22 protein-coding genes are annotated in these 24,817 nt (G+C 65.4%); 12 read left to right on the top strand and 10 right to left on the bottom strand.

Annotated features, from left to right (window positions below; genetic code table 11):
- Positions 1 to 41 precede the first annotated feature (41 nt).
- Both AAHM40_RS13315 and ggt read left to right on the top strand, forming a co-directional pair.
- Entirely contained in the window at positions 42 to 293 is a 252-nt protein-coding gene (locus tag AAHM40_RS13315) for a YfhL family 4Fe-4S dicluster ferredoxin (RefSeq protein WP_342245065.1), read from the top strand.
- A 3-nt stretch (positions 294 to 296) separates the two neighbouring features.
- Positions 297 to 2,000, top strand: a complete 1,704-nt coding sequence (ggt, locus tag AAHM40_RS13320; RefSeq protein WP_342245066.1) for a gamma-glutamyltransferase — start codon at positions 297 to 299, stop codon at positions 1,998 to 2,000.
- A gap of 76 nt (positions 2,001 to 2,076) precedes the next feature.
- Here ggt and AAHM40_RS13325 read toward each other — a convergent pair whose 3' ends face one another.
- The 5 genes from AAHM40_RS13325 to AAHM40_RS13345 form a co-directional block, all read right to left on the bottom strand.
- The gene (locus AAHM40_RS13325) at positions 2,077 to 3,924 is read right to left on the bottom strand and encodes a Na/Pi cotransporter family protein (RefSeq protein ID WP_342245067.1); all 1,848 of its coding nucleotides are present in this window, start codon (positions 3,922 to 3,924) and stop codon (positions 2,077 to 2,079) included.
- A gap of 129 nt (positions 3,925 to 4,053) precedes the next feature.
- Positions 4,054 to 4,392 carry a multidrug transporter gene (locus AAHM40_RS13330; RefSeq protein ID WP_342245068.1) on the bottom strand — a complete coding sequence of 113 codons (339 nt, stop codon included), beginning with the start codon at positions 4,390 to 4,392 and terminating at the stop codon, positions 4,054 to 4,056.
- A 72-nt stretch (positions 4,393 to 4,464) separates the two neighbouring features.
- Positions 4,465 to 5,043: a lysophospholipid acyltransferase family protein gene (locus AAHM40_RS13335; protein ID WP_342245069.1), complete on the bottom strand. Its 579-nt coding sequence runs from the start codon at positions 5,041 to 5,043 to the stop codon at positions 4,465 to 4,467.
- Positions 5,044 to 5,105: 62 nt separating this feature from the next.
- Positions 5,106 to 5,918, bottom strand: a complete 813-nt coding sequence (gene mutM, locus AAHM40_RS13340; protein WP_137822331.1) for a bifunctional DNA-formamidopyrimidine glycosylase/DNA-(apurinic or apyrimidinic site) lyase — start codon at positions 5,916 to 5,918, stop codon at positions 5,106 to 5,108.
- A 127-nt stretch (positions 5,919 to 6,045) separates the two neighbouring features.
- Positions 6,046 to 6,858: an HDOD domain-containing protein gene (locus AAHM40_RS13345; RefSeq protein ID WP_342245108.1), complete on the bottom strand. Its 813-nt coding sequence runs from the start codon at positions 6,856 to 6,858 to the stop codon at positions 6,046 to 6,048.
- A gap of 240 nt (positions 6,859 to 7,098) precedes the next feature.
- Here AAHM40_RS13345 and AAHM40_RS13350 point away from each other — a divergent pair, with 240 nt between their 5' ends.
- The 6 genes from AAHM40_RS13350 to AAHM40_RS13375 all read left to right on the top strand — a co-directional run bounded on the left by AAHM40_RS13350 (position 7,099) and on the right by AAHM40_RS13375 (position 15,185).
- Positions 7,099 to 8,295: a class I SAM-dependent rRNA methyltransferase gene (locus tag AAHM40_RS13350; protein WP_342245070.1), complete on the top strand. Its 1,197-nt coding sequence runs from the start codon at positions 7,099 to 7,101 to the stop codon at positions 8,293 to 8,295.
- Between the two features lie 259 nt (positions 8,296 to 8,554).
- Complete coding sequence (gene ilvD, locus AAHM40_RS13355) at positions 8,555 to 10,396, top strand: dihydroxy-acid dehydratase (RefSeq protein WP_342245071.1); 1,842 nt, start codon at positions 8,555 to 8,557, stop codon at positions 10,394 to 10,396.
- A gap of 359 nt (positions 10,397 to 10,755) precedes the next feature.
- Entirely contained in the window at positions 10,756 to 12,135 is a 1,380-nt protein-coding gene (locus tag AAHM40_RS13360; RefSeq protein ID WP_342245072.1) for a nucleobase:cation symporter-2 family protein, read from the top strand.
- Between the two features lie 39 nt (positions 12,136 to 12,174).
- Entirely contained in the window at positions 12,175 to 12,642 is a 468-nt protein-coding gene (locus AAHM40_RS13365; RefSeq protein ID WP_446731568.1) for a metallophosphoesterase family protein, read from the top strand.
- Between the two features lie 102 nt (positions 12,643 to 12,744).
- A complete protein-coding gene (locus AAHM40_RS13370; protein ID WP_342245073.1) occupies positions 12,745 to 14,412 on the top strand; it encodes an SNF2-related protein in 1,668 nt (555 codons plus the stop codon).
- Positions 14,310 to 15,185: a DEAD/DEAH box helicase gene (locus tag AAHM40_RS13375; RefSeq protein ID WP_342245110.1), complete on the top strand. Its 876-nt coding sequence runs from the start codon at positions 14,310 to 14,312 to the stop codon at positions 15,183 to 15,185. The genes AAHM40_RS13370 and AAHM40_RS13375 overlap by 103 nt, the downstream gene beginning before the upstream one ends.
- Positions 15,186 to 15,206: 21 nt before the next feature.
- On the opposite strand, the gene AAHM40_RS13380 is transcribed toward AAHM40_RS13375, so the two are convergent.
- Complete coding sequence (locus AAHM40_RS13380) at positions 15,207 to 15,707, bottom strand: dihydrofolate reductase (protein ID WP_342245074.1); 501 nt, start codon at positions 15,705 to 15,707, stop codon at positions 15,207 to 15,209.
- 307 nt (positions 15,708 to 16,014) lie between these two features.
- Here AAHM40_RS13380 and AAHM40_RS13385 point away from each other — a divergent pair, with 307 nt between their 5' ends.
- From AAHM40_RS13385 to AAHM40_RS13395, 3 genes are all read left to right on the top strand, one after another.
- Positions 16,015 to 17,550 (top strand): nucleobase:cation symporter-2 family protein, encoded by a 1,536-nt coding sequence (locus AAHM40_RS13385; RefSeq protein ID WP_342245075.1) that lies wholly within the window; start codon positions 16,015 to 16,017, stop codon positions 17,548 to 17,550.
- Between the two features lie 96 nt (positions 17,551 to 17,646).
- Positions 17,647 to 19,041: a DUF2868 domain-containing protein gene (locus AAHM40_RS13390; RefSeq protein WP_342245076.1), complete on the top strand. Its 1,395-nt coding sequence runs from the start codon at positions 17,647 to 17,649 to the stop codon at positions 19,039 to 19,041.
- Positions 19,034 to 20,404, top strand: a complete 1,371-nt coding sequence (locus AAHM40_RS13395; RefSeq protein ID WP_342245077.1) for a GTPase/DUF3482 domain-containing protein — start codon at positions 19,034 to 19,036, stop codon at positions 20,402 to 20,404. The genes AAHM40_RS13390 and AAHM40_RS13395 overlap by 8 nt, the downstream gene beginning before the upstream one ends.
- Before the next feature lie 16 nt (positions 20,405 to 20,420).
- Here the strand turns inward: AAHM40_RS13395 and AAHM40_RS13400 are convergent, their stop codons facing one another.
- From AAHM40_RS13400 to AAHM40_RS13415, 4 genes are read right to left on the bottom strand one after another with little or no spacing between them, the layout of a single operon-like run.
- Positions 20,421 to 21,422 carry a ribonuclease T2 family protein gene (locus tag AAHM40_RS13400; RefSeq protein WP_342245078.1) on the bottom strand — a complete coding sequence of 334 codons (1,002 nt, stop codon included), beginning with the start codon at positions 21,420 to 21,422 and terminating at the stop codon, positions 20,421 to 20,423.
- Positions 21,423 to 21,468: 46 nt separating this feature from the next.
- Entirely contained in the window at positions 21,469 to 22,263 is a 795-nt protein-coding gene (locus AAHM40_RS13405) for a thymidylate synthase (protein WP_342245079.1), read from the bottom strand.
- Positions 22,263 to 23,063, bottom strand: coding sequence for a prolipoprotein diacylglyceryl transferase (lgt, locus tag AAHM40_RS13410; protein WP_342245080.1), 801 nt, complete (start codon positions 23,061 to 23,063; stop codon positions 22,263 to 22,265). The genes AAHM40_RS13405 and lgt overlap by 1 nt, the downstream gene beginning before the upstream one ends.
- A 9-nt stretch (positions 23,064 to 23,072) precedes the next feature.
- A complete protein-coding gene (locus AAHM40_RS13415) occupies positions 23,073 to 23,855 on the bottom strand; it encodes a sulfite exporter TauE/SafE family protein (protein ID WP_342245081.1) in 783 nt (260 codons plus the stop codon).
- Between the two features lie 170 nt (positions 23,856 to 24,025).
- Between AAHM40_RS13415 and AAHM40_RS13420 the strand changes: the two genes are divergently transcribed.
- Positions 24,026 to 24,778, top strand: a complete 753-nt coding sequence (locus AAHM40_RS13420) for an NRDE family protein (protein WP_342245082.1) — start codon at positions 24,026 to 24,028, stop codon at positions 24,776 to 24,778.
- The last annotated feature ends 39 nt before the right edge of the window (positions 24,779 to 24,817 follow it).

Consider the following 24,817-nt stretch of genomic DNA (forward strand, 5'->3'; position numbering starts at 1 on the left):
TTCAAGGCCGCCGCTGTCTGGCGACGGCAGGAGTTGTTCCCATGTCCCTCAAGATCACCGACGACTGCATCAACTGCGACGTCTGCGAGCCAGAGTGCCCGAACGGCGCGATTTCCCAGGGCGAAGAGATCTACATAATCGACCCCAACCTGTGCACCGAGTGCGTCGGCCACTACGACGAGCCCCAATGCCAGCAGGTTTGCCCCGTCGACTGCATTCCCCTCGACGAAACCCATGTCGAAAGCAAGGATGAGCTGATGCAGAAGTACCTGAAGCTCACCGGCAAGGCCTGACCCATGGGCCGCCCGGTACGCGGCGCCTACCGTGGCGCACTGCTCGCGACGCTGCTGCTGTTCTCGAGCGTTTCCCAGGCCTCCGAGCCGGGCCGCGCGGCCGTCGCCACGCCCAATCCGTCCGCCACTGTGGCCGGCCTGGAAACCCTGGCTCAGGGCGGCAACGCCTTCGATGCCGCAGTGGCCATCAGCGCCGCACTGGCAGTCGCCGAACCTTACGGCTCCGGTCTGGGCGGCGGCGGATTCTTTCTGCTCCGCCAGGGTGGTGACAAACCCGCGTACCGTTTCCTCGATGCCCGCGAGCGTGCGCCGCTGGCTGCCAACGCGCGCCTGTATGTCCGCGACGGCAAGGTCGATCCGGCGCTGTCCCTGGACGGCCCGCTGGCCGCCGCCATTCCCGGCCTGCCTGCCGCCCTTGTCGACCTCGCCAGCCGCTACGGCCGCCTGCCACTGGCCGACAGCCTGACGCCGGCCATCCGCCTGGCTCGTGACGGCATCTCGGTGGATCGCATCTACCGCGAACGCGCCTCCTGGCGGCTGTCGTCCATGCGCGACGACCGGGAGACGACGCGCCTGTTCCTCGACCACAAGGGTGAAATTCCGGAGGAGTTCAGCCTGCTGCGCCAGCCGGAGCTGGGTAACACCCTCGAGCGCATGGCCCGTTATGGCAAGGCCGGCTTCTACAGCGGCCCCACCGCCGAGAGGTTGGTGCAGGGCGTGAACGCTGCTGGCGGCATCTGGAGCCTTCGCGACCTGGCCGAGTACAAGACTGTGGAGCGAGAGCCGATCCGCTTCCGCCTTGCCGATGGCCGTGAACTGATCGGTGCCCCGCCGCCTTCGGCCGGCGGCATCGCCCTAGCCCAGAGCCTGGCCATGCTGCAGGAACTGCCCTGGCGCAAGGCCGATCGCGTACAGCGCACCCACTACGTGGTGGAGGTGCTGCGCCGTGCCTACCGCGACCGTGGCCTGCTCGGCGATCCGGACTTCGTTGCGATTCCGCAGGCCAGGCTGCTCGATGCCAGCTACCTGAAAGGCCTCGCCAAGGGTATCGATGCCCGCCGCGCCACTCCGAGCAGCAGCCTGCCGCCATCACCGCCGTGGCGAGAGGGTGACCACACCACGCACTTCGCGGTAATCGACAAGGACGGCAACGCAGTGGCCGCTACCCTGTCCATCAACCTGCCCTTTGGTGCCGCCTTCACCGTGCCCGGCACCGGTGTGCTGCTGAACGACGAAATGGACGACTTCGCCGCCAACCCCGAAGGCGCCAACGCCTACGGCCTTGCCGCCAGCCAGGCCAATGCTGTCGGCTCGGGCAAGCGCCCGCTGTCGTCCATGAGTCCTACGTTCATCGAAAGCGAATCGGAATTCGCCGCCTTCGGCACGCCCGGTGGCAGTCGGATTCCCAGCATGGTGCTGCTGTCGGTGCTGGAGTACCTCGACGGCCAGCCGGTGAGCCGCTGGCCAGCCGTGGCGCGCTACCACCACCAATACCTGCCGGACCAGATCGAGCACGAGCCAGGCGCCTTCAGCAGCAGCGAAAGCGCCGAACTGCGCGCTCGCGGCTACAGCCTGAAACCGCTTGAGCGCAACTATGGCAACCAGCAGGTGCTGTTCTGGAACAAGGCCAAGGGCAGCCTTGAAGCCGCCAGCGACCCCCGCGGCCTGGGCCTGTCCGAAACGCTTGAAATCGAGAAGATGAAGTAGGGGCGAATTCATTCGCCAAGGGCCGCGCAGCGGCCCTATGCATGCGGGTATGGAGGCGCCGTGCGCACCCTGCGGACTACGGACAATTCCCCTCAAGCACGATCAGCGATTCGTCATCCTGATCCAGCCGCCGCAGCTCGCGGAACAGCAACTGCCCTTCACCCAGCATCAAGACGTTGCGCAGGCTCTGGAAAATGCGACTCGCGTAGCCCAGGTCATTCATCAGCGAACTGGTCTGCAAGCCGTCCAGATCGCCCTTGCGCACGGAATTGAACAGGCGCGTGCGGAAAGCGCCGTCGAAGGCTGCAGCTCTCCCATCCAGCCAACCCAAGCGCTCGTTCCAGGCGTCCTCGGGCAAGTCGGAGCGGCCCAGCTCGCGCAGCTCGTGGAGCATCGCCAGCAGGTGGCGGCGCAGGTCCACGTAGGCATCCCGGATGGGTGACGGGTCCTGGTCCAGGTAGCGGCCGAGGTTCTTCTGCAGGTGCTTGGCATCCTTCACCGCATCCACCAGTTGCAGCGCCGCCAACTGGCAGCTGACCCAGAACTGCTGGTGTGCTTCGTCGAGCGGCAGATCGAGCCGGCCCATGAAGCTCAGCAAATCGCCGTACACGCCCTTGATATGCCGCTGATAGAGCGCTTCGGCATCCAGGTGATAGCGTTCCGGCCGCGCGCGTAGCAGACTTTCGTCGACCTGCGCACGGGCCAACTGGTCCACCGGCAGGTAGAGCGCGTGGCAGATCACCTCCAGGCTCAGGCGACCAAGGTGGCGCAATTCGCGCACCACCGCGCTGGCGGCAGCGTCCACCGAATCCAGCGCACGCTCATTGAGGTAGCGAGCCTGGGTGCGCGGCAGCTGTTCCGGTCCTGCAGCCAGCTCGGTGATCAGCACCTGCGGCTCTTCGCGCTCCGGCAACCAGTGCACCAGCCAGCCGGCGAGGCGCTCCTGCAGTGGCCAGAACAGCAGCACGCCCATGGCATTGATCAAGCTATGGAACATCGCCAATTGGATCAGCTCGTTGTCGCCCAAGCCCGTTGCCTCGGCAATCCGATCGACCAGCCAGCTCAACGGCCCGAGCAGGATGAACGCCAGCGTGCAGGTGACCACGTTGAAGGTTACGTGTGCCAAGGCCAGGCGCTGGCCACTGCGGTTGCCGCCAAGGGAGCCGACGAAGGCCGTGGTGACGCTGCTGCCGACATTGGAGCCGATGGCGATGGCGAAGCCCTGGGCCAGATCCAGCTGGCCGCCGGCAAGGGCCGCCAGGGTCAGCATCAGGGTGGCGTGGCTGGACTGCAGTACAACCGTTATCAACAGACCGATCAGGGCGAACAGCAAGCTGCCCACCAGGCCGTCGGCCTGGTAGGCGCTGAGGTCGAAGCCATCTCCGAAGGCGGAGAAGCCTTCCTTGATCTGGTCGATGCCGAGAAAGATGAAGGCGATGCCGAGGACAATGCGTCCGGCCGCCTTGCTCTTTTCGCCCATGAAACCGCCGAGCACACCGAAGACCAGCAGGGGCAGCGCAATCGGACTAAGGCTGAGATTCTGCCCGGCCAGTGCGAGCAGCCAGATGCCGCTTGTGGCGCCCAGGTTCGCGCCGAAGAGAATCGCGATGCCGCCAGCCAACTGGATCAGCCCCGCACTGATGAACGCGATGGTGAGCAACGACACCAGGGTGCTGGATTGCAGCAGCAAGGTGCCGCAGATGCCGAACATCAACCCCTTGAAGGAAGTGGCCGTGCTGCGCGCCAAGAGATGCTCCAGCTTGCCGCCGGCCAACTGCCGCAAGCCTTCTTCGAGGCACTGCATGCCGAACAGGAACAGCGCGAGGCCCGCGCAGAGTTCCAGCCAGCCGGAGCTGAACCAGAAGCTCAAGGCCAGGCCGATGGCGGACAGGGCGAGCAGAACAATACGGGAGTAGTGCTTCACGGACGGTATTCCTTCACCAGACGAGGCCCAGCTATTACCCGATGCGGCGGCCGGCCGGCAACCCGCAGGGTGCCCGAAAACGCCGACGGCCCCGAAAAGGGGCCGTCTCGATGATGCCAGAGCGAGGGGTCAGTCAGCCTTATAGCCACTGATGGTGCAGCCCAGGCAGCGCACGAAGGTTTCCTTTGCCGGCACCACCACCAGCTCATGGGCAGCCTCACCGACGTTCCCGCCCAGCGCGGAGAACGGCAGGCTGATGATGAACAGGCCGGTACCGATGATGGTGGCCCCCAACAGCAGCGGGCGGGCGATGATCACATCGCCGGCCATGCTGTAGCCGCTGGGCGCGTTGACGGTGTACATGGGGTCGCCGCTGGTATTTTCCTGCACCACTTCCGCATTAGCCGGCAGCGCCAGCAGGCCAGTGGTCAGCGCCAGGACAGCAGCGGATGTGCGGAACAGGTTCATGCGGGCGATCCTTCAGCTAGGGGTGTGCGGAAAACTATAACAGTGCATGGCGCATTGACGGCGTGACGGCCTTCAATCGCCATTGAAAGCGTAGTCGGGTTTTTTCGGCACGTAAGGACCATAGAAGGCCAGCAACTGGCGCAGATCGGCCTGCTCGTCGCCCGTGGGGTAGAACGGCTGGCCGAGCACTACCCGGCGGTTGGCATAGTCCAGCGCAGCCGGAACTATAGGCACTCCGGCGCCGCAGGCGATGTGATAGAAGCCCATTTTCCAGCGATCGACCCGCTTGCGAGTGCCTTCCGGCGAGATCACCAGCATGAACTCGCGGTTCTCACGGAAACGCTCTACGGCCTGATCCACCATGTTCAGCTTGAGGTGACGGCGGATCGGCACGCCGCCCCAACGCTGCATCAATCCAGCGAAAGGCCAGCGGAAGATGGTGTGCTTGCCGAACCAGCGCGCGTTGAGCCGCAGCACGAACTTGACCGCAAGGAAAATCACGAAATCCCAGTTGGAGGTGTGGTGGGCGCCGATCACCACGAACTTGTCGAGTGGCGGCAGGCGCCCTTCGATGCGCCACCCCATCAGGCGCAGCACGCCGCGGCCGATCGTTTCGGCAAAGGGATTGCGGGGCAGGTAGTTACCGTACATAGGACAGACTTCTTTCTTGTTCCAGGAATGCTCGACGCCGAGTCTGCCGACCCGGCGAGGGATTAGCGTTGGCAACGCGGACAGTAGACGCTGGCACGCTGGCCCAGACGGATTTCCCGCAGGGTCGAGCCGCAGCGCTTGCAGAATTCGCCCGCGCGGCCGTAGACGAACAGTTCCTGCTGGAAATAGCCCGGCTTGCCGTCACCGCCGACGAAATCACGCAGCGTGGTGCCACCGCATTCGATGGCCTGGGCGAGGATGCGTTTGATCTCCACGGCCAGCGTCAGGTAGCGCGCCCGCGAGATGGAACCGGCCTCGCGACGCGGGTCGATGCCGGCGGCGAACAGCGCCTCGCTGGCGTAGATGTTGCCGACGCCCACCACCACTGCGTTGTCCATGATGAAGGGCTTCACCGCCATGCTTCGGCCACGGGACAACTGGAACAGGCGCTCGCCGTCGAACAGATCGGTCAGGGGCTCCGGGCCCAGATGGCGCAGCAGCTCGTGGTTCAGCGGATCGTCGCTCCAGAGCAACGCGCCAAAGCGACGCGGATCGGTGTAGCGCAGGGCCATGCCCGATTCCAGCTCGATATCCACATGCTCGTGCTTGGCCGCAGCCAGTCCGGCCTCCACCAGGCGCAAGCTGCCGGACATACCCAGGTGGCTGATCAGGGTGCCGACCTCGGCCTCAAGCAGCAGGTACTTGGCGCGGCGCTCCACATGCAGGATGCGCTGGCCGGACAGGCGCACATCCAGGTCCTCGGGAATCGGCCAGCGCAGTCGACGCTCACGAACGATCACCCGGCTGACGCGCTGGCCTTCGAGGAAGGGCGCGATGCCTCGGCGGGTAGTTTCGACTTCGGGTAATTCAGGCATGACGTATCTCGAATGCGTACTGCGGCTCTCGGTCGGTAGCCCGGATGAAATCCGGGAGCTCGCCAGACACCGCCCCCGGATTGCATCCGGGCTACGACACCTGACGGGGGGCCTCGATGGGCAGGTATCAGTGGGCGCCCAGCTCGCGGATGCTTTCCTTGAGATTCTCGAAGTCGTACTCCGACAACCCCACGTAGTCCAGCACCTGGGAGCGGATGCTCATCCATTCGTAATCCTCGGCCTGATTGCCCAGCACCAGGTGCGACGCGCAGATGTGCTCGGCCATCTTGAGGATCGCCAGCAAGGTCTTGAGCGGCGCATCGCGCCCCGACTCGTCGGTGAAGATGGACAGCGCGTTGTGATGATTGGCGATCGCCTCGCAGAGATGCTCCGGCAAACGCCAGGACCGCGCGGTGAAGTAGCCGACCACCGCATGGTTGGTGTTCAGCAGGCGATTCTCGGTGTCCACCACGCGGCGCTCCGGACCTGCACTGGCATAGGCCTCCTCCAGCACCATCATGTAGTCGGGGAAGCGCTTGAGCATCAGCGGGATGCCGCAGTTGTGGAACAGACCAAGCGCGTAGGCCTCGTCGGCGGACTGGTAGCCGATGCGCTTGGCCAGGGTCAGGCACGTCATGGCCACGTCCTGGGCGGTATCCCAGAAGCGGTTCAGCGTGACGATGGTCTCATCGGTCATCTCGCCCTTGATCGACTGCGCGTTGATCAGGTTGATCACGGTGTTGCAGCCAAGCAGGTTGACCGCTTGCTGGATCGAGGCGATGCGATTGGTCAGGCCGAAGAAGGGCGAATTGACGATCTTCAGCAACGCGCCCGACAGGCCAGGGTCCTGGCTGATGAGGCGGGCGATTGACTTGAGGTCCGGCGACGGCATGACCTGCTCCATTTGCAGGTCGACCATGATCTGCGGTTGCGGCGGCACACTTATGCCCTGCAGGACCTGACGGATCTGATCTGCGGAAAGTTCTTGAGGCATGGGGGATGGGGGATGGGGAGTGAAGGTTGACCGAGTCGACAGTCTACCCGGTTGCACCCGCCAGTTGCGCGGGATTTCGGGCGATTTTCCGACCATCGTGCCAAGTGCCCCGAAGCGCCGCCGGGCGGACCCCGGAGCACATGCGGGCTAGGGTATAATCCTGGCCTTTTTTCCGGAGAGCGACACATGTCCCTGCCCAGCCTGCGCCTCAAAGCCAACGCCGATCGACGCCTGCGCGCCGGCCACCTGTGGGTCTACAGCAACGAAGTGGACGTGGTCGCCACCCCGCTGAACCTCTTCCAGCCTGGCGATCAGGCCATCCTCGAGGCCGCTGGCGGCAAGCCGCTGGGCGTGGTCGCGCTCTCGCCGAACAACCTGATCTGCGCGCGCCTGGTGTCCCGCGATATCAAGCACACCCTGGACAAGTCCCTGCTGGTGCACCGCATCAATGTCGCCCTGAGCCTGCGCGAGCGCCTCTTCGACAAACCCTTCTATCGCCTGGTCTATGGCGACTCCGACCTGCTGCCGGGCCTGGTGGTGGACCGCTTCGGCGATCACCTTGTGGTGCAGCTCGCCTCCGCTGCCATGGAGCGCAACAAGGACGCCGTGCTCGACGCCCTGGTGCAAGTCCTCAAGCCGCGCGGCGTGCTCTGGAAGAACGACTCCAGCGCGCGTGAGGCCGAAGGCCTGGAGCGTTACGTGGACACCGCGTTCGGCGTGGTGCCCGAGTGGGTCGCCCTGGAAGAGAACGGCGTGAAATTCGAGGCCCCGGTAATGGAAGGCCAGAAGACCGGCTGGTTCTATGACCACCGCATGAACCGCGCGCGCCTGGCCCCCTACGTCAAGGGCAAGCGCGTGCTCGACCTGTTCAGCTACATCGGCGGCTGGGGCGTGCAGGCGGCAGCCTTCGGTGCCAGCGAAGTGTTCTGCGTCGATGCTTCCGGCTTCGCCCTCGATGGCGTGGAGCGCAACGCCACCCTCAACGGCGTGGCCGAGCAGGTCACCTGCGTGGAAGGCGACGTCTTCGAGGCCCTCAAAGAGCTCAAAGCCGCCGAGGAGCGTTTCGACGTCGTAGTCGCCGACCCGCCGGCCTTCATCAAGCGCAAGAAAGACCTGAAGAACGGCGAGGCCGCCTACCGCCGCCTCAACGAGCAGGCAATGCGCCTCCTGAACAAGGACGGCATCCTGGTCAGCGCCTCCTGCTCCATGCACCTGCCGGAAGACGACCTGCAGAACATCCTCCTCAACAGCGCCCGCCACCTGGACCGAAACATCCAGCTGCTGGAACGCGGCGGCCAGGGCCCCGACCACCCGGTGCACCCAGCCATTGCCGAAACCCGCTACATCAAGAGCCTGACGGTTCGCCTGCTGCCCAACAGCTAAGCACCTCTGCTCGGCACCGGGCCGGCCGCTGCGCCGGCCCGACCGTCAGCCTTTCCCTGCCGGCCGGGCCCGGCGTAGAATCGGGCCATTCCTCGCCAACCATCCTCCGGCGGGCCAGTGAGCCACGGCCGAGCGAGCGGTGACCCCGCCCCGCCTTCCGGCCCCTTCCGAACGCACGGCCAACTGCCGTTTGCAACCGGCACAGGCGGCGCTCACCATACGCTTACAACCGATACCTGATTAGCCGCAGGAAACCGCCATGCCTGATTACCGTTCGAAAACCTCCACCCACGGCCGCAACATGGCCGGCGCCCGTGCCCTGTGGCGCGCCACCGGGATGAAGGACGAGGATTTCAAAAAGCCGATCATCGCCATCGCCAACTCCTTCACCCAGTTCGTGCCCGGCCACGTGCACCTGAAGGACCTGGGCCAGTTGGTCGCCCGCGAGATCGAGAAACACGGCGGCGTGGCCAAGGAATTCAACACCATCGCCGTCGACGACGGCATCGCCATGGGCCACGACGGCATGCTCTATTCCCTGCCGAGCCGCGAGATCATCGCCGACTCCGTGGAGTACATGGTCAACGCCCACTGCGCCGACGCCATCGTCTGCATCTCCAACTGCGACAAGATCACCCCCGGCATGCTGATGGCCGCCCTGCGCCTGAACATCCCGGTGGTCTTCGTCTCCGGCGGCCCGATGGAAGCCGGCAAGACCAAACTGGCCAACCACGGCCTGGACCTGGTGGACGCCATGGTCGCCGCCGCCGACGACTCCTGCTCCGACGAGAAGGTCGCCGAATACGAGCGCAGCGCCTGCCCCACCTGCGGCTCCTGCTCCGGCATGTTCACCGCCAACTCGATGAATTGCCTGACCGAGGCCCTCGGCCTGTCCCTGCCGGGCAACGGCTCCACCCTGGCCACCCACAGCGACCGCGAGCAGCTGTTCCTGCGCGCCGGCCGCCTGGCCGTGGAACTCTGCCAGCGCTACTACGGCGAAGGCGACGACAGCGTGCTGCCGCGCAACGTCGCCAGCTTCAAGGCCTTCGAGAACGCCATGGCCCTGGACATCGCCATGGGCGGCTCGACCAACACCATCCTGCACCTGCTGGCCGCCGCCCAGGAGGCGGAAATCGACTTCGACCTGCGCGACATCGATCGGCTGTCGCGCAAGGTGCCGCAGCTGTGCAAGGTGGCGCCGAACATCCAGAAGTACCACATGGAAGACGTGCACCGCGCCGGCGGCGTCTTCAGCATCCTCGGTGAGCTGGCCCGTGGCGGCCTGCTGCACACCGACGTACCTACCGTGCACAGCCCCAGCATGAGTGATGCCATCGCCCAGTGGGACATCACCCAGACCCAGGACGAAGCCGTACACACCTTCTTCAAGGCCGGCCCGGCAGGCATCCCGACCCAGACCGCGTTCAGCCAGAGCACCCGCTGGCCGACCCTCGACGACGACCGCGCCGAAGGCTGCATCCGCAGCGTCGAGCACGCCTACTCCCAGGAAGGCGGCCTGGCCGTGCTCTACGGCAACATCGCCCTCGACGGCTGCGTGGTGAAGACCGCCGGCGTGGACGAGTCCATCCATGTGTTCGAAGGCACGGCGAAGATCTTCGAAAGCCAGGACGCCGCGGTGAAGGGCATCCTCGCCGACGAAGTGAAGGCCGGCGACGTGGTGATCATCCGCTACGAAGGTCCGAAAGGCGGCCCAGGCATGCAGGAAATGCTCTACCCCACCAGCTACCTGAAGTCCAAAGGGCTGGGCAAGCAGTGCGCCCTGCTCACCGACGGCCGCTTCTCCGGCGGCACCTCGGGCCTGTCCATCGGCCACGCCTCGCCTGAAGCCGCCGCCGGCGGCGCCATCGGCCTGGTGGAGGATGGCGACCGGATCCACATCGACATCCACAACCGCACCATCCAGCTGCTGGTCAGCGACGAAGAGCTGTCCCACCGCCGCCACGCGCAGGACAAGAAGGGCTGGAAACCGGCCGCGCCGCGCGCGCGCAAGGTGACCACCGCTCTCAAGGCCTACGCCCTGCTGGCCACCAGCGCCGACAAGGGCGCGGTGCGCAACAAGGCGATGCTGGACCACCTGTAAGCCCCGCCAACGAAGACGCCCGGCCCCCGCGCCGGGCTTTTTCTTTTCCTTATGGGGCGAATTCATTGGCTATGTCTACGTTAGTAGCTGCATTGCCCGTGGGAGCTGGCTTGCCAGCGAATGGCCCCGTTTCGCTGGCAAGCCAGCTCCTACAGGGCGCCCTGCCCGATGGTAAATCTTTCGCAACAGCTAACGCAGACATAGCGAATTTATTCGCCAAGCAGGCCGCAGGTCTGCCCTGCAAGATCCCAGGGGGCAGCTGCGCCGCCCTTGGCGAATGAATTCGCCCCCACAATTCCAAGGCCAACCTCCCTCCATGCAGCTCAGGTAGAATCGCCGCTTTTTTGCGGTCGATCACCATGACTTCACTGGAAAAGCCTCCCGTTCCCGACGCTCGCAACGAGCTGCTTTACGGCCTGGAAGACAAGCCGCGCCCGCTGGCCGCCCTGCTCGCCGCGCTGCAGCACCTGCTGGCGATCATCGTGCCCATCGTCACGCCCGGCCTCTTGATCTGCCAGGCGCTGGGCGTGTCGGCGCGGGATACCAACCTGATCGTTTCCATGTCCCTGGTGGTCTCGGGCATCGCTACCTTCGTCCAGTGCAAGCGCTTTGGGCCGTTCGGCGCCGGGTTGCTGATCGTCCAAGGCACCAGCTTCAACTTCGTCGGCCCGCTGATCGCCGGCGGCGCGCTGATGGTCAAGCAGGGCACGCCGGTGGAGGCCGTGATGGCCGCGATCTTCGGCGTGGTGATGGCCGGCGCTTTCGTGGAGATGGGCATCTCCCGCGTCTTGCCCTTCATCAAGCGGCTGATCAACCCACTGGTGACCGGCATCGTGGTGCTGATGATCGGCCTGACGCTGATCAAGGTGGGCCTGATCAGCATGGGTGGCGGCTTCGGCGCCATGGCCAACGGCAGCTTCGCCAACGGCGAGAACCTGCTGCTGTCCGGCACCGTGCTCGGCGTGATCCTGCTGCTCAACCGCATCCCATTGGTGTGGATGCGCAGCTGCGCCATCGTCATCGCCCTGCTGGTGGGCTACGCCCTGGCCGCCTGGCTCGGCCGCCTGGACTTCAGCAGCCTGCATGAGGCACCGCTGGTGCAGGTGCCGGTGCCGCTGCACTTCGGCCTGGGCTTCTCCTGGTCGCTGTTCGTGCCGATGCTGGTGATCTACCTGGTGACCTCCCTGGAAGCCATCGGCGACGTCACCGCCACCAGCAAGGTCTCGCGCCAGCCGGTGGAAGGCCCGCTGTGGATGCGGCGGATCAAGGGCGGCGTGCTGGTCAACGGCGCCAATTCGCTGCTGGCCGGCCTGTTCAATACCTTCCCCAGTTCGGTCTTTGCGCAGAACAACGGGGTGATCCAGCTCACCGGCATCGCCAGCCGCCATATCGGCCTGTGGATCGCCCTGATGCTGGTGCTGCTCGGCCTGTTCCCGGCGGTGGCCGGCGTGCTCCAAGCCATCCCCGAACCCGTGCTGGGCGGTGCCGCCATGGTGATGTTCGGCGCGGTGGCCGCATCCGGTATCAATATCCTCGCCGGCACCACCCTGGACCGCCGCGCGCTGCTCATCATCGCCGTGTCCCTGGCCCTGGGCCTGGGCGTGTCCCAGGTGCCGGAGTTCCTCGTGCACATGCCGGCGGCGCTACGCAACATCCTCGAATCGGGCGTCGCCACTGGCGGCCTCTGCGCCCTGCTGCTCAACTGGTTCCTGCCGGAAACCCCGACGCAATCCCGCTAAGTGGCAGAATGGGCCTCGTTTCCCGACGAGGCCCTGAACATGACAGCCCTGCGCATTGGCCTGATCTCCGATACCCACGGCCTGTTGCGGCCCGAGGCCGTGGCGGCGCTGCAGGGCTGCGACCACATCCTCCACGGCGGCGACATCGGCAAGCCGGAAATCCTCGCTGCCTTGCGCGAACTGGCGCCGCTGACCGCCGTGCGCGGCAACAATGACCGCGACGCCTGGGCGGAGGCGATCAAGGAGGTCGAAGAGCTCTGTCTGGGCGAGATCGGGATTTATCTGGTGCACGACCAGGCGGATATCCCCGACGACCTGGCCGAGCGCGGCTTCAGCGTCGTGGTCACCGGGCATTCCCACAAGCCACTGATCGTCGAGCGTGATGGACTGCTGCACATCAACCCCGGCAGTGCCGGGCCGCGACGCTTCAAGCTGCCGGTATCGGTGGGGTTTCTCCATCTACAAGCGCACGGGGTGAACGCGGAGCTGTTGGACATCCTGCCCTGAGCCGCCGGCATCGGCGCATCGCCTCGCAAGGCGAGCCCGGCCCGTTGAAACCCGCTCCAAACTGCCTGCCCATGCTCGCCGGACTCAAGCTTCAGGTTGCTCATGAACACCCCCACGCTGGACATCGACTGCCTACCGCACGCCGGTCAGGCACTCCTCTACGCGCTGGCCACCGCCTTCGGCGGCAAAGGCAAGACCGCTCTGCTCAAGCTGCTGCAGATGCGCAATGTGAAGACGGCTGGCGGCTGGCCGATTTCCAGCGAACACATGCCGGACCTGCTGGACACCCTTGAGCAACTGGGCTGGGGCTACCACGAAGAGCTTCCCCGGGGGCGCTTCTATAATCTGGCGCACGAGCAGCGCAACCGCGTCCTGCTGCATCTCATGCAATCACCTCATGCAGCGAGCTGGCTGGCGACACTGAAAGCAAGCCTGCCTGGGCGCGGCGACTGCCAACGCCTGGAAACCCTTGGCGAGCATGAATACAGCCTGTTCCGCGAGGTCATCACCAGCTTGTTGAGCGGTACCGTTCAGCGCGCTCTGGAACTCACCAGGGAATGGCTCGCCGGCGTGCGGAAGCAGACCGGAAAGCGCAAACTCGACCTGCCCTCCATTCTCAATCACCTCTACTGCCTGGCCCTGATCGGCGCCTACGAGCCCGGACACCGGGTCGCGCTCAAGCAGACGCTGGCAACGGGCGTGAAGAATAATTACGGCCGCGCCTACCCGATCCTCTACAGCGACCGCTACGAGCTGCCCACGGATTCGGCCCTGATCGCACTGGTGGGACATCCGGCGCTGTTCTGGATGGACCGGCCCGATGTCCGCCTTGACCTGGTGGCCGGACAACCCGGACTGCACCTGCAGGTCGAAGGTGAATGCATCCATCTGCGGCTTGCGCCTGAGAGCCTCGTCGCCAACAGCAACCTGGTGATCGAGAAGGAAACCCCGACCCGGGTGCTCGTCTACCCGGTCAGCCCGGAGCTGAGACAGATCGCCGCTATCGTCGGCACTGGCCTGAGCATGCCGCTATCGGCCAAGGCGCAGTTGATAGAGGCCATGGGCGCGATCGCGCCGTTGCTGCCAATCCATTCCGAAATCCCGGAACAGGCCGCTCACCTGGAAACGGTGCCTGCGGATGCGCGGCTGTATGCCCATCTGCTGCCGCTGGAAACCGGACTGCGCCTGCAGTTGCTGGTGCGGCCACTGGCCGAAGGCGGCTGGTTCCGCCCTGGCCAAGGTAGTCGCAACCCGCTCGGCGAACGCAACGGCAAGACCATCCAGATCCTGGCGCTACTGCTTGAGCGAGCGGCACAAGGCCCCCAGCTGGTCGTCGCCCCTACCTCGGCGACCCTCAACTGGCGGGCGGAATGTACCCGCTTCGCCCCCACCCTCAGAGCACGCCTCTACCACGAGACGCGTAGCCTGGAAGACCTCGGTCCCATGGACCTGGTGATCGTCAGCTACGGCCTGCTGCAACAGGATAGCGACGCCTTCACGGCGCGCCGCTGGACCAGCGCGGTGCTCGATGAGGCACAAGCGATCAAGAACGCCCAGACCAAGCGCTCCCAGGCGGCCATGGCCCTGCAGGCGGATTTCCGCATGGTTGCCCCACCGGCACCCCGCTGGAAAACCATCTGGGCGAACTCTGGAACCTGTTCCGCTTCATCAACCCGGGCCTTCTCGGTAGCCAGGAAAGTTTCTCGGCGCGCTTCACCACCCCCATCGAACAAGGTGATGCAGCCGCACGCAGGGCCCTCAGGACCCTGATCCAACCCTTCATCCTGCGTCGCCTGAAGAGCCAGGTACTGGACGAGCTTCCACCCCGAACCGAGATCACCTACCGGGTGCCGCTCTCTACAGAAGAGGCGCACCTGTACGAGGCATTACGCCAACAGGCACTGGACAGCATCAGCCAGCTCTACTCGAACGCCAGTCGCCCCCTGCAGGTGCTCGCAGAGATCACCCGCCTGCGACGCTTCTGCTGCCATCCCTCGCTATCGGTACCCGGCAGCGCGCTACCGGGGAGCAAGCTGCAAGCCTTCGCGGAAATTGCCGACGAGTTGCTGGACAATGGTCACAAGGCGCTTGTGTTCAGCCAGTTCGTCGACCATCTGGAGATCGTTCGCGCCTGGCTCGAACAGAATGGCATGCATTACCAGTACCTGGATGGCTCCACCCCCGCCATGGAGCGCCAGAAGCGCATCGACGCCTTCCAGGCCGGCAACGGCAACCTCTTCCTCATCAGTCTCAAGGCCGGTGGCAGTGGCTTGAACCTGACGGCGGCCGACTATGTGATCCACCTCGACCCCTGGTGGAACCCGGCCGTTGAGGACCAAGCCAGCGACCGTGCCCACCGCATGGGCCAGCAGCGGCCGGTGACCATCTACCGCCTGGTGACCGAAAACACCATCGAAGAGCAGATCGTGGCCCTGCACCGGAAGAAACGCGAGCTGGCGGACAGCTTGCTGGAGGGCGGTGAGCTGAGCGTCAGAATGGATGCAGACGCCTTGTTACGCTTGCTGCGCGGCGAAACGGACTGAGCCTGCCTCGACAGCGTTGACTCAACGCCTCTCCCACACCTCGAAGGCATAGGCGGGCGTGTCGGTCGTCGCCTCGTGCTCGATGCTGGAAGCCAGGCGCCAGTCCTGCTGCGACACTTCAGGGAAGTGAGCATCGCCTTCCGGGGCCAGTTCCACACGGGTCAGGTAGAGACGATCGGCCTGGGCCAAGCCCTCGGCGTAGAGCTGGGCGCCGCCGATCAGCATCAGCTCCTCGGCCTCTTCCTCGCGCGCCCAGGCGGCAGCGCGCTCGATTGCGGATTCCAGGCTGGGGAAGACTTCCGCTCCCTCCAGCACCAGTCCGCTCTGGCGGCTGACCACCAGATTGAGCCGGCCAGGCAGCGGGCGACCGAGGGAGTCCCAGGTCTTGCGGCCCATGATGATCGGCTTGCCGAGGGTCATGGCCTTGAAGTGCTTGAGGTCCGCCGGCAGGTGCCAGGGCAGTTGGTTATCACGGCCGATCACGCGGTTCTGCGCGAGGGCGGCGATCAGGCAGAGGGGCATGGTCTTGTTCATGGCGGCGAGGATACCGACTGCCGCCTGCGAGAGAAAGCCAACGGAGGGTGGGCGCCGGCCGCTGCGCGAATGGATATCACGGCTCCCATCCGGCCCCTCCACCATCGCCATTCGTCGACAGGCACCAACCTGACCAAAAGGTCAGGAACATGTTTCCAAGATTTCGCTGAATTTGGCCGTAAAAATCAGGAGATAGGCGAAAAAGGCCGTATAAAAAATTGTATACAAAGCACTAGTCAATAGGCTTAGTAATTGTCTACAGTTGCCGGCACAATAACAAAACCGAGAGCCCACCATGACAGTCCCATCCGCAAGTCCGTCTCCGGTGCAACGCCCGGAAGACGAAAACCTCGGCATTGGAGCCAACCTCGCCTACGGTCTGCAGCATGTGCTGACCATGTATGGCGGCATTGTCGCGGTACCCCTGATCATCGGCCAGGCTGCCGGGCTTTCGCCCGCAGACATCGGCCTATTGATTGCAGCCTCCCTGTTCGCCGGCGGCCTGGCCACCCTGCTACAAACCATCGGCCTGCCCTTATTCGGCTGTCAGCTCCCCCTGGTGCAAGGCGTGTCCTTCGCAGGCGTGGCGACCATGATCGCCATCATCGGCAGCAACGGCGCCGGCGGCATCCCCGCCGTCCTGGGTGCCGTGATCGCGGCCTCGCTGATCGGCCTGCTGATCACGCCGGTGTTCTCGCGCATCACCAAGTTCTTCCCGCCGCTCGTGACCGGCATCGTGATTACCACCATCGGCCTCACCCTGATGCCTGTTGCGGCACGCTGGGCGATGGGCGGCAATAGCCAGTCGCCGGAGTTCGGCAGCATGGCCAACGTCAGCCTGGCCGCCTTCACCCTCGCGACCGTACTGCTGCTGAGCAAGCTGGGCAGCTCGAGCATCTCGCGCCTGTCGATCCTGCTGGCCATGGTTATCGGTACCGTGGTGGCCGTGTTCTTCGGCATGGCGGACTTCTCCAATGTGCTCGAAGGCCCGCTGGTAGCCCTGCCCACGCCGCTGCACTTCGGCATGCCGGAGTTCCATATCGCGGCGATCCTGTCGATGCTGATCGTGATCATCGTGACCCTGGTGGAAACCTCGGCGGACATCCTCGCCGTCGGCGAAATCATCGGCACCAAGGTCGACTCCAAGCGCCTGGGCAACGGCCTGCGCGCCGACATGATTTCCAGCTCCCTGGCGCCGCTGTTCGGCTCCTTCACCCAGAGCGCCTTCGCCCAGAACGTCGGCCTGGTGGCCGTGACCGGTGTGAAGAGCCGCTACGTGGTAGCCACTGCGGGCCTGATCCTGGTTACCCTCGGCCTGCTGCCGGTGATGGGTCGCCTGATCGCCGCCGTGCCCACCTCGGTTCTGGGTGGCGCGGGCGTGGTGCTGTTCGGCACCGTGGCTGCCTCCGGTATCCGCACCTTGGCGCAGGTGGACTACCGCAACAACATGAACCTGATCATCGTCGCCACCTCGATCGGCTTCGGCATGATCCCGATCGCTGCGCCGACCTTCTACCACCACTTCCCGGCCTGGTTCGAAACCATCTTCCACTCCGGCATCAGCTCGGCCGCCATCATGGCCATCGCGCTGAACCTCATCTTCAACCACTTGAAGGCCGGCAATTCGGACCAGCAGTCGGTATTCGTCGCCGCCAGCGAGCGCACCCTGCGCTACCAGGACATCGCCGCCCTGCACGAGGGTGACTATTTCCGCGACGGCAAGCTGTATGACTGCGACGGCAACGAGGTCAAGGTAACCGGCCAGGATGATCACCACGACGCGCCACCACCACCGAGGGTGAAGGTAGCGGCCAGTTCCCACAGCCATTAACCAGAAAGGCCGGCGCCCATCGCCGGCCTTTCTCTAGATGAAGGGGCCGCCCGCAGCGGCTATCCTCACGGCTCACCCTTGGCCAAGAGGCCCTTCGTGAGCGATACCAGCCCCACCTCCACCTCCTTTTCCCGCCTCGACCAACTCTGGCTGACCGAGGCCATTCGCCTGCGTGAAGAACATGCCGGCCCACTCGAAGATGCCGAAGCCAATCGTCGCGCCAATGCCGCCGGCGGCGACCTGGGGCAGCGCATCCAGGCCCGCGCCCTCTGGCTGGCCCAGCGTGACGGTCAGGCTCAGGCGCTGCAGCTTTGGCGCCAGGGTGCCCGGCTCGCAATCCTGCTGCTGGTGGTACTGGCCCTGGCCAGCGGCGCCGGCCTGGCCATTGCCGCCTTGGGTGACGGCCAACGCCCGGTCAACCTGTTCTGGTCCCTGGGCACCCTGCTCGGACTGCACTTACTGACGCTATTGGGCTGGGCCTTGTCTTTCGGCCTCGGCAGCAGCGCCAGCGCGCTTGGCCGACTCTGGCTCTGGACGAGCGGCAAGCTGGCGCGCGATGCACAAGCCGCACACCTGGCCCCGGCCCTGCTCCTGCTGCTGCAGCGCCAGGGGCTGACCCGCTGGGGTCTGGGCGCGCTGGTCCATGTCGCCTGGCTGCTGGCGCTGGGTAGCGCCCTGATGGTGCTGCTACTGCTGCTCGCCACCCGCCGTTACGGTTTCGTCTGGGAAACCACCCTCCTCGGCAGCGACACGTTCGTCTTCCTCACCCAGGCGCTGGGCGCCCTGCCCGGCCTGCTCGGCTTCAGCCTGCCGGATGCCGAAACCATCCGCGCGAGCAGCAGCGTGGTCGGCGCGGAGCCCGCACGTCAGGCGTGGTCGGGCTGGCTGCTGGGCGTCACTTTCACCTATGGCCTGCTGCCACGCCTGCTGCTCGCGCTGTTCTGTCTGTGGCGCTGGACGCAGGGGCGCGCGCGCCTGAACCTGGACCTCGGCCTGCCCGGTTACAGCCTGCTGCGCGAGCGCCTGCAGCCGGCCAGCGAGCGCCTGGGCGTTCTCGACGCGGAGCCCACCGAACTGATGCAACCTCGGGCGGGAAGCCTGAACGGCGAGAGCCAGGGTGCGCTGCTGGTGGCCATCGAACTGGATGACCGCCGCCCCTGGCCACCGACCCTGCCCAAGGGTGTAGGCGATGCCGGCGTGCTGGACAGCCGTGAGCAACGCCAGCGCTTGCTGGACCAACTCAGCCGCTTCCCGCCGGAGCGCCTGGCGGTGGCCTGCGACCCGCGTCGGTCGCCGGACCGAGGCACCCTGGCACTGATCGGCGAACTGGCACGCAGTGCCGCGCAAACCCGCGTCTGGCTGCTGCCCCCGCCGTCCGGCGAAGCCCTCGACAGCCAGCGCCTGGAGGACTGGCACCAGGCGCTCGATAACCTGGCCCTTCCGCACGCCCAAGGGGCGCCGATGAACTGGCTGGAGACCGGCCATGACTAAGCCGCTGAAGTTGGCCGTGGTCGGCCACACCAACGTGGGCAAGACCTCGCTGCTGCGCACCCTGCTGCGCGACCGTGCGTTTGGCGAGGTGTCCCATCGCCCCAGCACCACGCGCCATGTGGAAGGCGCGCGGCTGTCGGTGGAGGGCCAACCGCTGCTGGAGCTCTACGACACCCCCGGCCTGGAAGACGCCATCGCCCTGCTGGACCACCTGGAGCGGTTGGAACGCCCTGGCGAGCGCCTGGATGGCCCCGCCCGACTCGCCCGCTTCCTCGATGGCAGCGAGGCGCGCCAACGCTTCGAACAGGAAGCCAAGGTGCTGCGGCAACTGATGGCCTCCGACGCCGGGCTCTATGTGATCGACGCCCGCGAGCCGGTGCTGGCCAAGTACCGCGATGAGCTGGCGGTACTCGCCATGTGCGGTCGCCCCTTGTTACCCGTGCTGAACTTCGTCGCCGTCCAAGGCCACCGCGAAGCGGATTGGCGCGAGGCCCTGGCCCGCCTCGGCTTGCACGCCCTCGTGCGCTTCGACAGTGTGGCGCCGCCGCTGGATGGCGAGCAGCGGCTCTATGACAGCCTGGCCCTGCTGCTGGAGCGGGCCCGCCCGCAGCTGCAACGACTGGTGGACGACCATCAGGCACAGCGTCGCCTGCGCCTGGAGGCCGGCAGCCGGCTGATCGCGGAGTTGCTGCTGGACGTGGCAGCCTGCCGGCGCAGCGTGCCGGCGCAGGACGCCGCCCTGCAGGCCGCTACCGAGGCGCTGCGCCAGCAGGTGCGCCAGCGCGAGCAACGCTGCGTGGAGGCCCTGCTACGGCTCTACGCCTTTGGCCAGGATGACGCCTCCGCCAGCGAACTACCGCTGCTGGGAGGACGCTGGGGTGACGACCTGTTCAACCCGGAAACCCTCAAGCAGCTTGGCGTGCGCCTGGGCGGTGGCATGGCGGCTGGCGCGGCGGCCGGTGCGGGGGTCGACCTGCTGGTGGGCGGTCTCACGCTTGGTGCCGCGGCAGCGCTGGGTGCCCTGGCCGGTGGCGCCTGGCAGACCTTCGGCCATTACGGCGAACGCCTGCTGGGCAAGATCAAGGGACAGCGGGAGCTGACGGTGGACGACGCGATCCTGCGTCTCCTGGCCCTGCGCCAGCGCAAGCTTCTGGCAGCACTGGATGCGCGTGGGCACGCTGCGTTCGAGGCCGTTCACATCGATACGCCAGAAGAGAAACAGTGGCGAGAAGGCAAGCTGCCAGCCGTGCTGGCCAAGGCTCGCGCCCATCCGGAATGGTCGTCGCTGAATCCTGGTGCGGAGTTGGAGCAGGCGGAGCGCCAGGGTTGGGTCGCCACCCTGGCGGAAGGTCTGAGGCCCTGATGCAGGGCCTTCACCATCAGCGACCGCCGGCCTCGATCAGAATGCGGTCGGCACGGCATTCGCTGCGATCGCGCGAGCGGTTGGCGGCGAACTGGCCATCGACCACGCCCACCAGGCTGTCCGCCGGCTTCAGCTCGCGCGGCAGGGCCACACGGATCTCCTGAAGGTATTGGCCGCTGCAGATGAGCAGGAAGTTGTTCGCAGCGGAGGCATCACCGAAGTCCTTTCCCACGTGCTCGTAGAAGGTACGCCGGGAGATAGCGCCGCCAATGTTGGCAACGATGTACTGCCCCGCCGCCGACTGATCCAGCTGCCGCACGAGGTCCACTGCGCGGCGGAAATAGGCATCGTCGTCCATCTGGGTCTGGCAAACACCGTGCTTGTCCCACTGGTAACGACCAAAGCTGGTGCCGTAGCGGAAGTTCGGCATCCAGGGGCGGACATAGCTCAAGGTGTCGGCACTGAGCTTCATGTCCGGTCCGGCGCAGTGACCATAGCTCTTGCCGCAGGACAGACGGTTGGGCCAGAGGCCGTGCAGCGTCAGGTGGGAAATCTGCAGCTCACCGGCGTCCAGGCCCTCACATTCAGGTTTCGTCCCCTTGTAGCGGGCGTGTTCGCAGAAACCCGGCTGCCAAGTGGCCGCCAGCACGTAGCCGTCGTGCTGATCGGGCAGGCTGCAGACATCACCATTGCTCCCTGCCTTGGTGGCCGCCTGGCCCGTATTGAAGGCAAGCCCCTCGGCCGAGCCGCAGTCGGCAGACACCCAGCGCAACGGTGTGTCACTGCCCGGAACGCGAATACGTAGCCAGTCGTACTCGCGCTTGTTCACCTCCACCACCTCGTAACGCTGGCCCGGCTGCACCTTGAGGTCGTCCGGGTTGGTCTGTTTGCGGATGGACTGGAAAGCCTCGCAACGCTGGCTGGCAATGAAACTGCCCTGGGCAGGCTCGGCCCAGGTGGCGAAGGACGGCCAGAGGCCGAAAAGCCCCGTGAGCAGGGCTGCAAGCGGGGCTTTCATGGTGACTCCTGTCAGCAGAAGGCCGGAGCGTTGCCGCCCGGGCAGATCAGACGGCAACCGGGGCCTTTATGTGCGGGTGCGACTGGTAGCCCACCAACTCGAAATCCTCGAACGTGAAGGCGAACAGGTCCTTCACGTCTGGATTGATCTTCATGGTCGGCAACGGCAGCGGCTCGCGGGTGAGTTGCAGGTCCGTCTGCTCGATGTGGTTGGCGTAGAGGTGGCAGTCGCCGCCAGTCCAGATGAACTCGCCCGGTTCCAGGTCGCACACCTGGGCCACCATCAGGGTCAGCAGCGCGTAGCTGGCGATATTGAACGGCACGCCGAGGAAGATGTCGGCCGAGCGCTGGTACAGCTGGCAACTCAGCTTTCCGTTGGCCACATAGAACTGGAATAGCGCATGGCAGGGTGGCAAGGCCATCTCGTCCACCAGCGCCGGGTTCCAGGCGGAAACGATCAGCCGGCGCGAGTCCGGATTTTTCTTGATCATTTCCACGACCTTGGCGATCTGGTCGATGGACTCGCCGTTGGGCGCCGGCCAGGAGCGCCACTGGTAGCCATAGACCGGCCCCAGGTTGCCCTCTTCATCGGCCCATTCATCCCAGATGGAGACGCCGTTGTCCTTCAGGTACTTGATGTTGGTGTCGCCCTGAAGGAACCACAGCAGCTCATGGATGATGGATTTGAGGTGGCACTTCTTGGTGGTCACCATAGGGAAACCATCGGCCAGATCAAAGCGCATCTGGTGGCCGAACACACTGTAGGTGCCAGTGCCGGTGCGGTCGCTCTTGAAGGTGCCGGTCTCGCGCACGCGGCGCATCAGGTCAAGGTACTGTTTCATCAGATGACTCCTTGGGCGGCCTGGCGGCGGTGGGCCCAGACGATCATGGCAATGCCGCCGATGATCATGGGCAGGCAGAGGATCTGGCCCATGGTCAGCCAGCCAAAGGCCAGGTAACCGAGCTGGGCATCAGGTACGCGAACGAACTCCACCGCGAAACGGAAAATGCCGTAGAACAGCGCGAACATGCCGGAAACCGCCATGGTCGGACGCGGTTTGCGCGAGTAGAACCAGAGGATGGCGAACAGCGCCACGCCTTCCAGGGCGAACTGGTAGAGCTGCGATGGATGGCGCGGCAACTGCGCCGGATCGGTGGGGAAGATCATCGCCCAGGGCAGGTCGGTGGCCTTGCCCCACAGCTCGGCGTTGATGAAGTTGCCTATGCGGCCGGCACCCAGGCCGATGGGCACCAGGGGCGCGATGAAGTCCATCAGCTGGAAGAAGCTCTTGTTGTTGCGCTTGCCGAACCAGAGGGTCGCCAGCATCACGCCGATCAGGCCGCCGTGGAACGACATGCCGCCCTTCCAGACTTCAAGAATCAACAGCGGGTTGGCGATGTAGGCCGACAGGTCGTAGAACAGCACGTAACCGAGGCGCCCACCGGCGATCACACCCAAGGCGACCCAGAACACCAGGTCGGAGAGCTTCTCCTTGGTCCAGGCGGGGTCGAAGGCCTTCAGCCGGCGCGAGGCCAGCCACCAGGCGCCACCGATGCCGATGAGGTACATCAGGCCATACCAGTGGATTTTCAGTGGACCGATAGCCAGGGCCACCGGGTCGATCTGGGGATAAGCCAGCATCACAGCTCCTTAGATCAGGAAGTTCAGGCCCACTGCCAGCAGCAGCAGGGCGAACAGGCGCTTCAGCAGGCGCGGCGACAGCCGATGGGCCAGACGCGCGCCGAAGCGGGCGAAAAACATGCTGGTGACGGCAATGCCCACCAGCGCCGGTAGGTAGACGAAACCCAGGCTGTAAGGCGGCAGATTGGCGTTGTTCCAACCCAGCGCCATGAACGACAACGCGCTCGCCGCAGCGATCGGCAGACCGCAGGCCGAGGAAGTAGCCACCGCCTGCTGGATGGGTACGCTGCGCCAGGTCAGGAAGGGAACGGTCAGCGACCCGCCGCCTATACCGAAGATGGCCGACGCCCATCCGATCACCAGGCCTGCCAGGGTCAGCCCCGGCTTGCCTGGGACATCGCGGCTGGCCTTGGGTTTCAGGTCAAGGCCCATCTGTATCGCTACCAGTATGGCGAAGATACCGATGATCTTCTGCAACATCGGCCCCTGGATGCCGGCTGCCGTCAGGGAGCCCAGGCCGGCGCCAAGCAGGATGCCGACCGCCATCCAGGCGAAGACCGGCCAACGCACCGCACCCTTGCGGTGATGCTCGCGCACCGAGTTAACAGAAGTGAAGATGATGGTTGCCAGGGACGTACCCACGGCCAGGTGAGTGAGGATGCCCGGGTCGAAGCCGTGAGCGGTGAAACTGAACACCAGCACCGGCACGATGATCATGCCGCCACCGACGCCGAACAGCCCGGCCAGCACCCCGGCGCAGGCGCCAAGCACCAGGTAGAGCAGGAATTCCATGGATACCCCCGAAAACAAAGCGGCATGTTAACGGAAGGCCGTTTCACGCTCCACCTGGGGCGATGGATACCCGTCAAATGCTGCCGATAACCCCCATGGAAAAGCTCGTTCAGCCGATGTAGCTTTCATACCGGCTGCTACACTCCGGCTCACAACAAGGAGATGACTCCATGTGCCTGATCGTATTCGCATGGCGCCCCGGACACGAAGTCCCGCTGGTGCTCGCTGCAAACCGCGATGAATTCTACGCACGTCCCACCCTTCCCATGGCGAGATGGGAAGACGCGCCTGGCGTGATTGCCGGACGCGACCTGGAAGCCGGAGGTACCTGGCTCGGCGCCGGGCCCAAAGGCCGCTTTGCCGCACTTACCAACATCCGCGACGCGCGCACGCCCCCGGTTGGCCGCACGCGGGGCGAGCTCTGCGTGCAGTACCTGCGCGGCAGCATGGGACCGGGAGAATTTCTCGAAGACGCCTGGCGCCGCGCCAACGACTACGCGGGCTTCAACCTGGTGATAGGGGACGACCGCGAACTCTGGTTCCTCAACCCACGCAGTGGTGGACCGATCAACCTCAAGGCCGGTGTCTATGGCGTCTCCAACGCGGACCTGGACACCCCTTGGCCCAAGGTCGAGCGCGGCAAGGCGGCCATCGCCGAATGCCTGGCGCCGCCGTCCACCGATGCCCTGCTGAACTTGCTGCACGACCCGGAGGTAGCGCCGGATCACATCCTGCCGGACACCGGCGTGGGCCTGAACACCGAGCGCATGCTCTCCAGCGTGTTCATCGCCACCCGTACCTACGGCACCCGCGCCAGCTCGGCATTGATCGTCCGCTCCGACGGCAGCCGCGAGCTGGTGGAACGCAGCTACGGTCCCTATGGCGCCAAGCTGGGGGATGTGAAGGTGAAACTGCAGGACTAGCCCCGGAAGCCTGCGGGCGCCATTTCAATCGCGAAGGCA

Origin of the sequence: Pseudomonas sp. OTU5201, from assembly GCF_038440135.1 — a bacterium.
Lineage (GTDB): Bacteria > Pseudomonadota > Gammaproteobacteria > Pseudomonadales > Pseudomonadaceae > Metapseudomonas > Metapseudomonas resinovorans.